At 68.5% G+C, this 13143-nt stretch carries 13 protein-coding genes; 7 read left to right on the top strand and 6 right to left on the bottom strand.

The window, feature by feature from the left end:
- Positions 1 to 33: 33 nt before the first annotated feature.
- The 3 genes from serS to HMF7854_RS00485 are packed head-to-tail and all read left to right on the top strand — an operon-like array spanning position 34 to position 2443.
- Positions 34 to 1296 carry a serine--tRNA ligase gene (serS, locus tag HMF7854_RS00495; protein WP_126717318.1) on the top strand — a complete coding sequence of 421 codons (1263 nt, stop codon included), beginning with the start codon at positions 34 to 36 and terminating at the stop codon, positions 1294 to 1296.
- Positions 1287 to 2036 (top strand): esterase/lipase family protein, encoded by a 750-nt coding sequence (locus tag HMF7854_RS00490; RefSeq protein ID WP_126717317.1) that lies wholly within the window; start codon positions 1287 to 1289, stop codon positions 2034 to 2036. The genes serS and HMF7854_RS00490 overlap by 10 nt, the downstream gene beginning before the upstream one ends.
- The gene (locus HMF7854_RS00485; RefSeq protein WP_126717316.1) at positions 2036 to 2443 is read left to right on the top strand and encodes a hypothetical protein; all 408 of its coding nucleotides are present in this window, start codon (positions 2036 to 2038) and stop codon (positions 2441 to 2443) included. The genes HMF7854_RS00490 and HMF7854_RS00485 overlap by 1 nt, the downstream gene beginning before the upstream one ends.
- A 24-nt stretch (positions 2444 to 2467) precedes the next feature.
- Here HMF7854_RS00485 and HMF7854_RS00480 read toward each other — a convergent pair whose 3' ends face one another.
- The 4 genes from HMF7854_RS00480 to galE all read right to left on the bottom strand — a co-directional run bounded on the left by HMF7854_RS00480 (position 2468) and on the right by galE (position 5668).
- Positions 2468 to 2734 carry a hypothetical protein gene (locus HMF7854_RS00480; protein ID WP_126717315.1) on the bottom strand — a complete coding sequence of 89 codons (267 nt, stop codon included), beginning with the start codon at positions 2732 to 2734 and terminating at the stop codon, positions 2468 to 2470.
- 91 nt (positions 2735 to 2825) lie between these two features.
- Entirely contained in the window at positions 2826 to 2951 is a 126-nt protein-coding gene (ykgO, locus tag HMF7854_RS00475) for a type B 50S ribosomal protein L36 (protein WP_126717314.1), read from the bottom strand.
- 90 nt (positions 2952 to 3041) lie between these two features.
- Positions 3042 to 4658, bottom strand: coding sequence for a M20/M25/M40 family metallo-hydrolase (locus HMF7854_RS00470; protein WP_185829103.1), 1617 nt, complete (start codon positions 4656 to 4658; stop codon positions 3042 to 3044).
- Positions 4658 to 5668 carry a UDP-glucose 4-epimerase GalE gene (gene galE, locus HMF7854_RS00465; RefSeq protein ID WP_126717312.1) on the bottom strand — a complete coding sequence of 337 codons (1011 nt, stop codon included), beginning with the start codon at positions 5666 to 5668 and terminating at the stop codon, positions 4658 to 4660. The genes HMF7854_RS00470 and galE overlap by 1 nt, the downstream gene beginning before the upstream one ends.
- Positions 5669 to 6084: 416 nt before the next feature.
- On the opposite strand from galE, the gene HMF7854_RS00460 reads away from it, so the two are divergent.
- Both HMF7854_RS00460 and gpmA read left to right on the top strand, forming a co-directional pair.
- Positions 6085 to 7218: a M14 family metallopeptidase gene (locus HMF7854_RS00460; protein WP_126717311.1), complete on the top strand. Its 1134-nt coding sequence runs from the start codon at positions 6085 to 6087 to the stop codon at positions 7216 to 7218.
- Positions 7219 to 7220: 2 nt separating this feature from the next.
- Positions 7221 to 7907: a 2,3-diphosphoglycerate-dependent phosphoglycerate mutase gene (gene gpmA, locus HMF7854_RS00455; protein ID WP_126717310.1), complete on the top strand. Its 687-nt coding sequence runs from the start codon at positions 7221 to 7223 to the stop codon at positions 7905 to 7907.
- 15 nt (positions 7908 to 7922) lie between these two features.
- On the opposite strand, the gene HMF7854_RS00450 is transcribed toward gpmA, so the two are convergent.
- A complete protein-coding gene (locus tag HMF7854_RS00450) occupies positions 7923 to 8501 on the bottom strand; it encodes a GGDEF domain-containing protein (protein WP_126717309.1) in 579 nt (192 codons plus the stop codon).
- Between the two features lie 123 nt (positions 8502 to 8624).
- On the opposite strand from HMF7854_RS00450, the gene purE reads away from it, so the two are divergent.
- Positions 8625 to 9110, top strand: coding sequence for a 5-(carboxyamino)imidazole ribonucleotide mutase (gene purE / locus HMF7854_RS00445; RefSeq protein ID WP_126717308.1), 486 nt, complete (start codon positions 8625 to 8627; stop codon positions 9108 to 9110).
- The gene (locus tag HMF7854_RS00440) at positions 9107 to 10162 is read left to right on the top strand and encodes a 5-(carboxyamino)imidazole ribonucleotide synthase (RefSeq protein ID WP_126717307.1); all 1056 of its coding nucleotides are present in this window, start codon (positions 9107 to 9109) and stop codon (positions 10160 to 10162) included. Before purE ends, HMF7854_RS00440 begins: the two co-directional genes overlap by 4 nt.
- 3 nt (positions 10163 to 10165) lie before the next feature.
- On the opposite strand, the gene HMF7854_RS00435 is transcribed toward HMF7854_RS00440, so the two are convergent.
- The gene (locus HMF7854_RS00435; protein WP_239016775.1) at positions 10166 to 13033 is read right to left on the bottom strand and encodes a M16 family metallopeptidase; all 2868 of its coding nucleotides are present in this window, start codon (positions 13031 to 13033) and stop codon (positions 10166 to 10168) included.
- Positions 13034 to 13143: the final 110 nt, after the last annotated feature.

Here is a 13143-nt window from a genome sequence, read left to right as displayed (position 1 = left end):
GCCTCTCCGCGCGCAATCGCGCAGGAGGCGGCCATGCTCAGCCTCGACACGATCCGCCATGACCGCGCTGCCGTCGAGCATGCGATCAAGGTCAAGAACGTCGACCTCGATCTCGACGCGCTGCTTGCGCTCGACGGGGAGGCCAAGGCGCTCAAGACCGAGATCGACGGGTTGCGCGCGGAACGCAACGCCATCAGCGCGGGCTTCAAGAGCGCCGCGCCCGAGGAGAAGGCCGAGCTCGGCCGCCGCGCCAAGGAAGCCGGGGCACAGGCTTCGGCGCTCGAGGAGCAGCTGGGCGCGAAACAGTCGGCGCTCGGCGCGCTGATGCTCCGGCTGCCCGGCCTGCCCTTTCCCGGCGCGCCGGTCGGGCCGGACGAAAGCTTCAACACCGTCGTCCGCCGGGAAGGCCGGGTCCCCGAATTTGGCTTCGAGCCGCTCGATCATGTCGCGCTGATCGAGAAGAACGGCTGGGGCGACCTCAGCCGGATCGTCCAGGTCGCCGGCTCGCGCACCTACTGCCTCAAGGGCCGGCTGGCGCTGCTCGAGGGCGTGCTGATGAACTGGGCGCTGTCCCAGATTGCCGAGGCCGGCTTCACCCCGATCACCGTCCCCGCGATCGCCCGCGAACAGGCCTTCCTCAACCAGGGCCAGTTCCCCGGCCATGTCGAGGAAACCTACGCCCTCCCCAACGACGACGCCTATCTCGCGGGCACCGCCGAGGTCGCGCTCACCTCGCTCCACTCGGGCGAGATCATCCCGCACGACCAGCTGCCCGTGCTCTACGCCGGCTATTCGCCCTGCTTCCGCCGCGAGGCCGGGAGCGCCGGCCGCGACGTCCGCGGGCTGCTCCGGGTGCACCAGTTCCTCAAGGTCGAGCAGTACGTCATCTGCGAGGCCGACGAGGCCCAATCCGCCGATTGGCACGCCCGGCTGCTCGGGCTCGCCGAACAGCTTCTGACAGGCCTCGAGATCCCCTATCAAGTGATCGAGACCTCGACCGGCGACATGGGCCTCGGCAAGTACCGGATGAACGATATCGAGAGCTGGGTTCCGAGCCTCGGTAAATATCGCGAGACCCACAGCTGCTCGACGCTGCACGACTGGCAGGCGCGCCGCGCGAACCTCCGCTACCGCGGCGCCGACGGCAAGGTCCGCTTCGCCCACACGCTCAACAACACCGCGCTGGCCAGCCCGCGGATCCTCGTCCCGCTGCTGGAGAACCATCAGACCGAGGACGGACGGGTGCGGCTGCCGGCGGCGCTCCGCCCGCTGATGGGCGGCGGGGAATGGCTCTGATCCACCCGGACGAGCGGCCGCCTTCGCTGCTTCGCCGCAGCGGCGAGGTGGCGCAGCTCTGGCCGCGGCTGTTGCGCAGCTTCGGCCATCTCCAGCCGCGCGGGCCGCTCGACGGCGACCCGGTGCTGGTGATCCCCGGCTTCCTCGCCACCGACCGCACCACGATGGAACTGCGCCGGGCGCTCGCCGAAGCTGGTTATCGCGTCTATCCGTGGAAACTCGGGCTCAATCGCGGCGCGCACAAGGACATCGTCCGCCATCTCCGCCAACGGCTGGAGGAGGTGCACGACGGCCGCCCCGTGCTGCTGGTCGGCTGGAGCCTCGGCGGGGTGTTCGCGCGCGAGCTGGCGCGCGAGGTGCCGAGCCGCGTCCGCGCGGTGGTCACGCTGGGCTCGCCCTTCTCGGGAACGCCCTACATGACCAACGTGTGGAAGCTCTACGAGCGGATCGCCGGGCACAAGGTGGACGCGCCGCCGATCCCGCACCACCCGCACAAGCCGCCGGTGCCCGCGCTGGCGCTATGGTCACGGCAGGACGGGATCGTCGCGCCGCGCGCCGCACGCGGGCTGCCTGACGAGAGCGACGCGGCGGTCGAGCTGCGCTGCAGCCACATGGCATTCGGCGTCGGCGCGCGCGCCACGCGCGAGGCGGTGCGCGCGATCGATCGCTTCCTCGCCGAGCAGGAGGGAGCCGCGGCAAGCAGCAAGCGTTCGGTCGGGGCAGGCAAGGAGCGAAGCTGATGCGGAATTGGGCGGCGATGATGGCGACGATGCTGATGCTGGCCGGGTGCGGGCAGGGGCAGTCGGGGCCGCCGGCCAACCAGGCCGCCGCCGAGCCCAAGGTGCTCGTGCGCTCGGAAGGGCAGAACCAGCTTCACCGGCTCAGCGAGATCGACCGTACGATCGGGCTCAAGCGCGCGATCTACGACAGCGGAAGCAGCTGCCGGCGGATTACCAAGTCGGGCTTCGTGACTCAGTATCACAAGCTGGACATGTGGACGGCAAGCTGCGCCGACGGGCGCGATTGGGCGATCTTCGTCGGTGCCGACGATAGCGCCCAGGTGCGGCCCTGCGCGGATCTTCCGAAGCTCGGGCTGCCGGCCTGCACCATCGCGGCCGTGGATCCGTTCGCGCCCAAAAAGGGCTGATCGGGCGGCGCTACGCCTCGCGCCTCAGCAGGCGCGGGTGGTCTTGATCGAGCCATCCTTGCCGTGCTCGACCGTCTTGGAGCAGGAGCCTTCCTTTGACTCCTCCCGCCAGCTGCCGTCGCTGTTGTCGGTGCGACGGACGTCGGTCGCCTTGCGCACGACCTGGCCGTCCTTCACTTCCCAGTTGAAGGCAGCCTTGGCGGGCGGCGGAGCGGATTGGGCAAGCGCCGGCTGCACGACCACGGTCGTCAGCGCCAGCGCGGACATCAGCGAACGGGCAATCATGTTCATCCTCACCCTTCCCATATAGGAAGCGCGCCTTGAACCTTCAATGAAGGTCGCCGGGATGAACGGGGTCGTCCCGCAGGGGGACGGCGGCGCGTCAGCCCTGGCGGGCCTTGAAGCGACGGTTCGTCTTGTTGATCACGTAGATGCGGCCACGACGGCGGATCACGCGGTTGTCCCGGTGACGATCCTTCAGCGACTTCAACGAATTGCGAATCTTCATGACCGGGTGACCCGTCTTTTCTTTCTGATTGTCGGCTTGTCGAGCCGAAAGCTCGCGCGGCCCCTATGGGAGAGCCGCGCCCGAGTCAAGCTAGCGGGCGGCTCTCGGCTGCCCCGGAGCGAAGCTGTCGCCGAAGAAATCGCCCTGGTACCAGCGCGGCCGCTCCGCCGCGTCGGCGAGGTCGCGCGAGATCCGGTAGTTGAGCTCGGCATATTTGGCGAGCTGGTCCCAGCGGATGGGCTGCAACAGATTGTCGCGCGGCGAGTGGTAGACGTTCTTCAGGAAGTTCTGCCACACCGGCTGGCCGCCGTTCGACCAGCCGGTCATCAGCAGGATCGCCGGCACCCCGCGCAGCACGAAGCGGTAATGGTCGGAGCGGACGAAGATGCTCTCCTCGGGCATCGGGTCCCTGGCGACCGCGATCCCCATCGACGCGCCGGCCCTGGCGACCACCTTGGCCACCGTGCTGTGCTCGGCGCCGAACGGGATCACGTCGGTGAAGTCGTAGAGCGGCAGCGGCATGTCGAGGTCGACCAGCGCGGCGATCCGCTCGGCGGCGACCGTCGGGTGGGCGGCGAAATAGTCGGCGCCGAGCAGCCCCTTCTCCTCGCCGGTATTGGCGATGAACATGACCGAGCGGCGCGGCCGCCGGCCCGAGGCGGTGAAGCTGCGCGCGGTCTCCAGCATGGTCGCCACGCCCGCCGCATTGTCGAGCGCGCCGTTGTTGACCGCATGCTCGCCCGGCTTGGGGTCGGGACGCATGCCGAGATGGTCGAGGTGCCCCATCAGCACCACATATTCGCCGCGCAGCGCGGGATCGCTTCCGGGGAGGACGCCGATCACCTCGGGACTGGTGAAATCGCGCCAGCTGCTCGTGCGGCTGATGCGCAGCTTGCCGGGAAGCGCGAAGCCGGCCGGGCGCGCGCCCTTGCGGGCGGCCTCGGCGAGCAGCTGGGCATAGCTGCGGCTCGCGCCGGCGAAGAGCTTCGAGGCGCCCGTGCCGGTCATGCTGGCGGTGACCCGCAGCGAGGCGGGAACGCCGCCGTTGCGCCCGGCCGTGTCGACCCAGTTGGTGACGGGTCGCGGCGCGCCGGCGCTACGCTGGCGCGCGCTCGGCTCGACCTGGGCGGGGATGGTGACTAGCCCGAGTGCTCCGGCTTTCGCAGCCATCTGCGCCTTATAGGAGCCGAGATGCGCGGCAATTTCGGTGTTGAGGCCATCGGGCGTGCCGTCGAGCGCGACGGCGATCTTTCCCGTGAGATCGAGACCGCGGTAATCGGTGACCCCGATCTGTGGCGCGTCGATCCCGTAGCCGACGAACACCAGCGGCGCGGTGACGTCCTGCTGCTGCTGGACGATGCTCGGGCGGACGCTGATGTCCTGGCCGATCGCCAGCGGCTGGCCGTTGAGCCAGGCCGCGGCGGGGCCGTTCAGCGAAGCGGTGCGCAGCGGCACCCGCTGGAACCAGCCGCCGTTCTCGCCGCCGGGCTGCAGCCCCAGCGCCTGGAACTGGCTGGCGACATAGGCCGCGGCGATCTCGTGCCCGCGCGAGCCGGTGTCGCGGCCTTCGAGCAGGTCGTCGGCGAGGAACTGAACCGTGGCATGGACGCGGTTCGCGGCCGCGGAATCGACGGCCATGGTAGCGGGCGAGGCGGCGCCGATCGTCAGCAGGCCGCCCAGCGCCACCGCGCAACGCTTGAACATCATCAGGCTTGGCTCTCCTCGAGCAGTTTCTTTTCCCATCGCAGCGCGTCGGCGATGATCTGCTCGACATCGTTGCGCTTCGGCCGCCAGCTGGTCTGGCTCTGCAGCCCGCTGCTGTCGGCGACCAGCTGCGGCGGGTCGCCGGCGCGGCGGGGACCCATCTCGCGCGGAACCGGCGTGCCGTTCACCCGGTCGAGCGCGTCGAGCATCTCGAGCACCGAGAATCCCTTGCCGTAGCCGCAATTGTGGATCCTGCTGGTGGCCGGGTCGGCGAGCAGTGCCTCGAGCACCGCGACATGGGCGTCGGCGAGGTCGGCAACATGGATATAGTCGCGGATGCAGGTGCCGTCCGGGGTCGGATAGTCGGTGCCGAACACCTGCACCTTGTCGCGCTTGCCCACCGCCGCCTCGCAGGCGACCTTGAGCAGGTGGGTCGCGCCCTTGCCGCGCTGGCCCGAGCGCCCCTGGGGATCGGCCCCGGCGACGTTGAAGTAGCGCAAGGCCGCATAACTGAAGCCCGGCGTCGCCGGCGCGATGTCGGCGAGCATCCGCTCGGTCATCAGCTTGGAGGCGCCATAGGGATTGATCGGCAGCAGCGGGTCGCTCTCGACGATCGGCACCCGCTCCGCCGCGCCGTACACCGCCGCGGTCGAGGAGAAGACGAGGTGCGGCACGCCCGCCTCGATCGCCGAGCGGATCAGCGACAGCGAGGCGGCGCTGTTGTTGGAATAATATTTGATCGGGTCGGTGACCGATTCCGGCACCACGATCGAGCCGGCGAAATGCATGATCGCGCCGACACCCTTGTCCCGCAGCAGCGGGTCGGTGACCGATCGGTCGCCCACGTCGCCGACCACCAGCTCGACATCGGCTGGAATTGCCTCGCGGGTGCCGTTCGACAGGTCGTCGAGGACGATCACCGGGTAACCGGAATCGCGCAGCGCGAGGACAGCGTGACTGCCGATGTAACCGGCGCCGCCGGTGACGAGGACGAGAGGCTTGGTGCTGGGCATGGGGCTCCGGGGGCGTAAGGGGGCGGGGCGGACAAGGCGAGTGCCGTTGATCGAATCGGCGAACGGCCGAGTGGCACGGTCCGGCGCGGACCTCAAATCGGAGCGCGCGCCGGCGACCGGCAAACCCGGTTGTAATACAGGGTTTCGCCTGCTGAACTCGGCGGCGAGCCGCGGCGCGGGGCTCCGGCACTCCGTCCAGCGTTCAAGGTTGCGCCGAGTGGCTCCGACGGTGTGACCATTGGGACCATTCGCGCATTTAATCCCATGGAAACAATGCCTTTCCGATCAGCACGAAAGGTCGCACCGAGACGCTCTTCGCTGCCGCTCGCGCGCCTTTTCCGCCGCCGCACTAGCCGCGCGGGGCCGGCGGCACTATCAGGCGCGGCATTCGGCCAGATTCAGGTGATCAGCATCCAATGACAGCGACGATTTCGAGCAGCTTCGACGCGGGCAACATCCGCGTGGTGGGGCAGGACGGAGACCGGTTCGAGCTGGAGATCGTAAAGGACGCGCACAGCGACTTCTACCAGTGGTTCTTCTTCAAGCTCTCGGGTGCCGCGGGCCGCGCGGTCGAACTGCGCATCACCAACTGCGCCGGCTCGGCCTATCCGCTCGGCTGGCCCGACTATAAGACGTGCCTCTCGCTCGACCGCGAGGAGTGGGTCCGCGTCGCCGACACCAGCTATGACAATGGCACACTGACCATCCGCTTCAGGCCCGAGAGCGACTGCGTCTGGCTCGCCTATTTCGCCCCCTACTCGATGGAGCGTCACCATGATCTGGTCGCCTCGCTCGCGAGCCTTGCGGGCGTCCGCTACCGCAGCCTCGGCCAGAGCCTCGACGGGCAGGACATCGACTGCCTGACCATCGGCGAGGGCGCCACCACCGTCTGGCTCTATGCCCGCCAGCATCCCGGCGAAAGCATGGCCGAATGGTGGATGGAAGGCGCGCTCGAGAAGCTCGTCGACCCCGATGATCCGGTCGCCCGGGTCCTCCGCGGCGACTGCACCTTTCACGTCGTCCCAAACATGAACCCCGACGGCTCGCGCCGCGGCCACCTGCGGACCAACGCCGCCGGCGTCAACCTCAACCGCGAATGGCATGCGCCTTCGGCCGAGAAGAGCCCCGAGGTTCTCCACGTCCGGAATGCGATGGATGCCGACAAGCCGGTGTTCGCGATGGACGTCCATGGCGACGAGGCGATCCCCGCCAACTTCCTCGCCGGCTTCGAGGGAATCCCGTCGCTCAAGCCTCGCCAGACAGACCTGTTCAACCGTTACAGCGATGCGCTCGAGAGGATCTCGCCCGACTTCCAGACCCGCCAAGGCTACGAACTGGCCGCGCCCGGCCAGGCCAACATGTCGATGTCGACCACCCAGCTCGCCGAGCGCTACGGCTGCGTGTCGATGACGCTGGAAATGCCGTTCAAGGACAACAGCGACCTTCCCGACCCGCTCTACGGCTGGTCGGCCGAACGCTCCAAGCATCTCGGCCGCGCTTGCCTCGATGCGCTCCACGCCATCCTTCCCGAGCTCCAGAAGAAGGGCTGACCGTGCCGACCCTCGTCCTGCTCCGCCACGGCCAGTCGCAGTGGAACCTCGAGAACCGCTTCACCGGCTGGTGGGACGTCGATCTCACCCCCGCCGGCGAGGCGGAAGCGCGCGCCGCCGGCCGGCTGCTCGCCGAAAAGGGCTTCGACTTCGACCGTTGCTTCACCAGCTTCCAACGCCGGGCGATCCGCACGCTCCATCTCGCGCTGGAGGAGATGAACCGGCTGTGGCTGCCCGAGACCAAGGACTGGCGGCTGAACGAGCGGCATTATGGCGGCCTGACCGGGCTCAACAAGCAGGAGATGATCGACAAGGTCGGCGAGGCGCAAGTCAAGATCTGGCGCCGCAGCTTCGACATCCCGCCGCCCGAGCTGGCCGATGACAGTCCCTATGCGCTGGTCGGGGACCGCCGCTATGACGGCATCGCCATTCCTTCGACCGAGAGCCTCAAGGACACGATCGCGCGCGTTCTCCCCTACTATGAGGCCGAGATCGCCCCGGCGCTTCGGACCGGCGAGCGGCTGCTGATCGCCGCGCATGGCAATTCGCTCCGCGCACTCGAGAAGCATCTCTCCAACATCGACGATGACGAGATCGTCGGTCTGGAGATCCCGACCGGTCAGCCGATCGTCTACGAGCTCAGCGACGATCTCGCGGTCCGCGACCGCTATTACCTGAGCGAGAGCTAGTCGATCGCGGCAGCGTCAGGCCGCCGCCTTCTCCTCGTACATCGCTTGGTCGGCCCGGGCGATCACGGCGTGGGCGGTGTCGCCGTCCTCGATGACCGCGATCCCAATGCAGACGCTCAACGGGATGGCCGAGCCGTCATGGTTGAAGTCGGCGCCCGCGACGCGGTCGATCAGCCGGGCTGCCGTTTCCTCCGCCGCCGGGCGATCGGCATGGTCGAGCAGCACCGCGAACTCGTCACCGCCGAAGCGGGCAACCACGTCGCTCTGCCGCAGCCCGCTGGTCAGCAGCTCGGCGACGTGCAGCAGCGCGGCGTCGCCGGCGGGATGCCCGAAGCTGTCGTTGATCAGCTTGAGCCCGTCGAGATCGATGAACAGCACCGCCGCGGGATCGCCATAGCGCTGGACTCGGGCGATCAGCTGGCCGAGCTGGCGGGTGAAGCCGCGTCGGTTCGGCAGCGGAGTCAGCGAATCGTGGTGGGCGAGTCGGTCCAGCTCCTCGATCCGGCGCTCTAGGCGTGCCACCTCGCCGCGCAGGCGGGCAAGCTCAGCCTGCAGCGTGGCGGGATCCGACAGGGTCGCGTCGACATCGATCATGATTGAGCCCCAACACTCGTCCGAGTCTCATAACCGAATCGGAGCAGCAGTGGGAGTCGTCGCGTGCGTTGCGTGCGGCTGCCAGCGCCTTTAAGGCGCGGCTTTGAGCGACATGGGGTAGTCATGGACTCTGGGGCACTGGTCGGGATCATCATGGGCTCGACTTCCGACTGGGATACGATGCGGCACGCCGCGGAAATTCTCTCAACGCTTCAAGTCGCTTATGAGACGAAGGTGGTATCGGCGCACCGGACTCCAGACCGGTTGTACCGTTATGCAACAGGCGCCAGAGACCGCGGAATTCGCGTGATCGTCGCCGGCGCCGGCGGTGCGGCGCACCTCCCAGGCATGGCGGCGGCGATGACCGAGCTGCCGGTCCTCGGGGTTCCGGTCGAGAGCAAGGCGCTATCGGGCATGGATAGCCTCCTCTCGATCGTCCAGATGCCTGGCGGCGTTCCAGTCGGCACGCTTGCCATCGGCAAGGCCGGGGCGATCAACGCCGGCCTGCTCGCCGCCTCGATCCTCGCTCTCGGCGACGAGGCGCTCGCCGGCCGGCTCGCCGCGTGGCGCAAGGCGCAGACCGACGGCGTGGCCAACGCACCCGAATGATCGGACCGGGCGCCACCATCGGGATCATCGGCGGTGGCCAGCTCGGCCGGATGATCGCCATGAGCGCGGCGCAGCTCGGCTACCGCTGTCACATCTTCGCCCCCGATCCGCAGCCGGTCGCCGGCGAGATCGCGGCGGTGGTGACCCGCGGGGCTTATGACGACCGCGCCGCGCTCGAGCAATTCGGGGCGGCCTGCGACATCGTCACCTACGAGTTCGAGAATGTGCCGGTCGAGCCGCTTGCGGTGCTCGGGGACAAGCTCCGTCCCGGCGTAAAGAGCCTGGCGGTGGCGCAGGACCGTGCGGCGGAGAAGCAGTTCATCGAGCGCTGCGGAGCAATCGTCGCGCCTTGGTGCCCGATCGACTGCGCCGCCGACGTCGAGACCGCGATCGAAGCCCTTGCGCTTCCGCTTGTGCTCAAGACCCGTCGGCTCGGCTACGACGGCAAGGGGCAGGCCTGGGTTCGCTCCCCTTCGGAGGCGGCTGAAGCATGGGAGGCGATCGGCGCCCAGCCCGCGGTGGCCGAGGCGGCGGTCGAGTTCGCGGCGGAGTTCTCGCTGGTCCTCGCCCGAAGCATCGACGGCGAGGTCCGCTTCTGGGACGCCCCGCGCAACGAGCATCACGAAGGCATCCTGCGCCGCTCGACGGTTCCGGCGGGGCCGCTCGTCGAGCCCCATGTGCAAGCCGCGAAGGCGATGGCGAGCCGGATTGCCGAGGCGCTCGGCCATGTCGGCGTGCTCACCACCGAATTCTTCGCCTGTGCCGACGGGCCGCTGGTCAACGAAATCGCCCCGCGCGTGCACAACAGCGGTCACTGGACGATCGAGGGCGCAGCGACTTCGCAGTTCGAGCAGCATGTCCGCGCAATCTGCGGCCTGCCGCTGGGCAGCACGGCGGTAAGGTCGCCGCGGATCGCGATGGACAATTTGATCGGCGACGACGCGCTGGCCTGGCGCGAGCTCCTCGCCGAGCCGGGTGCCGCGCTCCACCTCTACGGCAAGGGCGAGCCTCGCCCCGGCCGCAAGATGGGCCACGTCACCCGCCTCGGCTGAGCCTCACGGCGCCGCGACTGTCTCAACCGGCAATCCGACCTTGGCGAGCTGCGGGCGGACCTTCGCCGCGTCGCCAACCACGACCCACACGAACCCGCTCGGATCGAGCGCGCCCTTGAGCGCGGCGTCGAGGCTGGTCCGGGTCTGGGCGCGATACTTGTCGGCGAGCAGCTCGTAATAGTTGTCGGGCCGTCCGTAGAGCGCGTTGCTCTGCATTGCCGAGAGAACGTCGGCGCCGGTCTCGAACTCGCCCGGCAGCTGGCCGGACAGGTTGGTGACGGTGCGCTCCAGCTCGGTCTGGGTGACGCCTTGACCACCGAGGAAGGCGCGGATGTCGGAGCGGAGCGCGGCGAGGCTGTCGCCGGTGCGATCGGCCTGAACCGGCGCGTTGACCAGATAGGGGACGGCCTGCTGGGTCAGCTGGGCACGGCCCGAGACGCCGTAGGACCAGCCCTTGCTTTCGCGCAGGTCCATGTTGATGCGCGACAGGAAGTTGCCGCCGAGCACGTCGTTGGCGCTGGTCAGCGCGACGATGTCGCTGCGGGGATCGACCGGCGTCACCTGGCCGCCGAGGATCACCGACTGTGGCGAACCCGGGCGATCGATCAGCACCACCCGCTCGGCCGCTGGGCGCGGCTGGCGGTTGCCGAACTGCTTGGTCCCGAGCGGCACGCCCGCCGCCGCGCGCCAGCTGCCGAAGCGCTGCTCAAGCAGCGGCTGAACCTCGGCAAGCGGGAGGCTGGAGACCACGAAGATGCGCAGATTGTCGGGCCGGATCCAGCGCTGCTGGAAGCCGACGATGTCGTCACGGGTGAAGCGCTGGACCGCCGCGGGATCGCCGAGACTGGTCGTCGCATAGGGATAGTCGGCGCCATAGAGCAGCGGCGGCAGCGCGCGCGAGGCGATGCCGTTGGGCTCCTTCTGGGCCTGCGCGATCGCAGTCTGGGTGGTCACCCGTAGCCGCTCGATGTCGGCGGGGTTGAAGTCGGGCCGCTGCAGGACGTCGGCGACGAGATCCAGCGTCGGCGCCAGATTGGCCGACAGCGCCGACATGGTCAGCGTGGATCGGTCGGCGCTGCCGCCGATCGAGATCTCCGAGCCGAGGCTCTCCTTCGCCTCGGCGATCTGCTGCGACGACCGACCCGCCGCGCCTTCGTCCAAAAGGCTGATCGCGAGGTTCTGCAGACCGCGCCGGGCGGGAGCGTCGGCCGCGTAGCCGGCGTCGAAGGAGAAGGCCATCAGCGTCTGCGGGACGGCGCTCCGCTGGGCATAGTCGACCTGCACCCCGTTCGCGAGGCGGACGTGCTGGATCGCCGGGAAGTCGAGCGCGACCTGCGCGCCGACCGGTGGGATGGTCCGCTTGACCTTGGGTGTGACGATGTCGGCCGCGGTCTTCTGCGGCTTGAACGCGGTCTCCTCGTAGGGCGGCCGATCGCCCGGCTCAAGCCGGATGGTAAGCGGCGGGCGCGACAGCCACTGCTGCATCGCCGCGCGCACCGTTGCCGGGGTCAGCGCGGCATAGCTGTCGAGCGAACGCTTGTAGAAATTGCTGTCGCCGGCGAACACCTGGCCCTCGGCCAGAGCCACCGCCTTGCCCTCGAAGCCGCCGACCTGCTCCAGCCCCTTGATCCGCCCCGCGACTTCGTCGGTGGCGGCGCGGCGGACCTCGGCGTCGGTCGGCCCATTGGCGATGTAATCGGCCATGATCTCGTTGAGCCGCCGCTCCACCAGCGCCGGATCGACGCCCGGCTTCACCGTTGCGGAGACTTCAAAGACGCCGATCCGCTGGAACGGCTGGAGCTCGGCGGAGACCGACACCGCGATCTTCTCGTCGCGGACAAGGATGCGGTCGAGGCGCGAGCTGGCAAGCCCGCCGAGGACCGAGGCACCGATATCGAGCGCTGCGAGTTGCGGCGAGAGCATGCCCGGGACCGCCCAATCCTTCTGGATCTGGGTCGCCGCGACCCGGTCCTTCATTACGATCGTCTTCGCCGCGGGAAGCGTCGGGACGTCGGCTGCGGCGGGCGTGTTGACCGGACCCCGCTTGATCGGCCCGAAATATTTCTCGACCAGCGGCCGTGCCTCGGCCGCGGTCACGTCGCCGGCGAGGACGAGCGTGGCATTGTTCGGCGCGTAATTGTCGATGAACCATTTCTTGACGTCGGCGAGGCTGGCGGCGTCGAGGTCGGCCATCGAGCCAATCGTCTCGTGATGATAGGGGTGGCCCTCCGGGAACAGGGTTCCGTAGACCTCGTAGCTGACCAGGCCGCCCGGCCGGTTGTCGCCCTGGCGCTTTTCGTTCTGAACGACGCTGCGCTGGTTATCGAGCTTCTTGTGGTCGATCGCGCCAAGCAGATAGCCCATGCGGTCGCTTTCCATGAACAGCGCCCGCTCAAGCGCCGCCTTGGGCACTGTCTCGAAATAGTTGGTGCGATCGAACCAAGTGGTCCCGTTGTAGTCGGTCGCGCCGACCTGCTGGAGATAGGTGAAGTAATCGTCGGGCAGATTGTCCGAGCCGTTGAACATCAGATGCTCGAAAAGATGCGCGAAACCGGTCTTGCCCTTGGGTTCGTCCTTGGAGCCGACGTTGTACCAGGTGGATACCGCGACAATCGGCGCCTTGTGGTCCTCGTGAACGATAACGGTGAGGCCGTTCGCGAGCTGGAAGGTCGAGTGCGGGATCGAAACTTCGCGCACCAGCTCGCTGACCGGCGCAGCCTGCGCCTCGGCACGCGTCGCGGGCGCAGCCGGCGTGGCGGTCTGATTGGCGACTGCCGCTTGCATCGGGCGCGCGGTCTGGGGCGAGGTCGTCGCGCAGGCGGCGAGGGCGGCAGTGGAAGTCAGCAGCAGGACGAGGCAGCGCGCGTTCATCGAACATCCTTGACGCAAAAGTGAACGCGTCAGCTGTAGAGCGAATGCGAGCGGTTGCGAAGCGATTCAGCGCGACGACAGCGAGTGTAAATGGGCGGCCGAGCGCCCAC

The sequence above is a fragment of the Sphingomonas ginkgonis genome, assembly GCF_003970925.1.
GTDB lineage: Bacteria > Pseudomonadota > Alphaproteobacteria > Sphingomonadales > Sphingomonadaceae > Sphingomicrobium > Sphingomicrobium ginkgonis.
The sequence above is the reverse complement of the archived record's forward strand: the minus strand, read 5'-3'. Positions and strand labels throughout refer to the sequence as shown.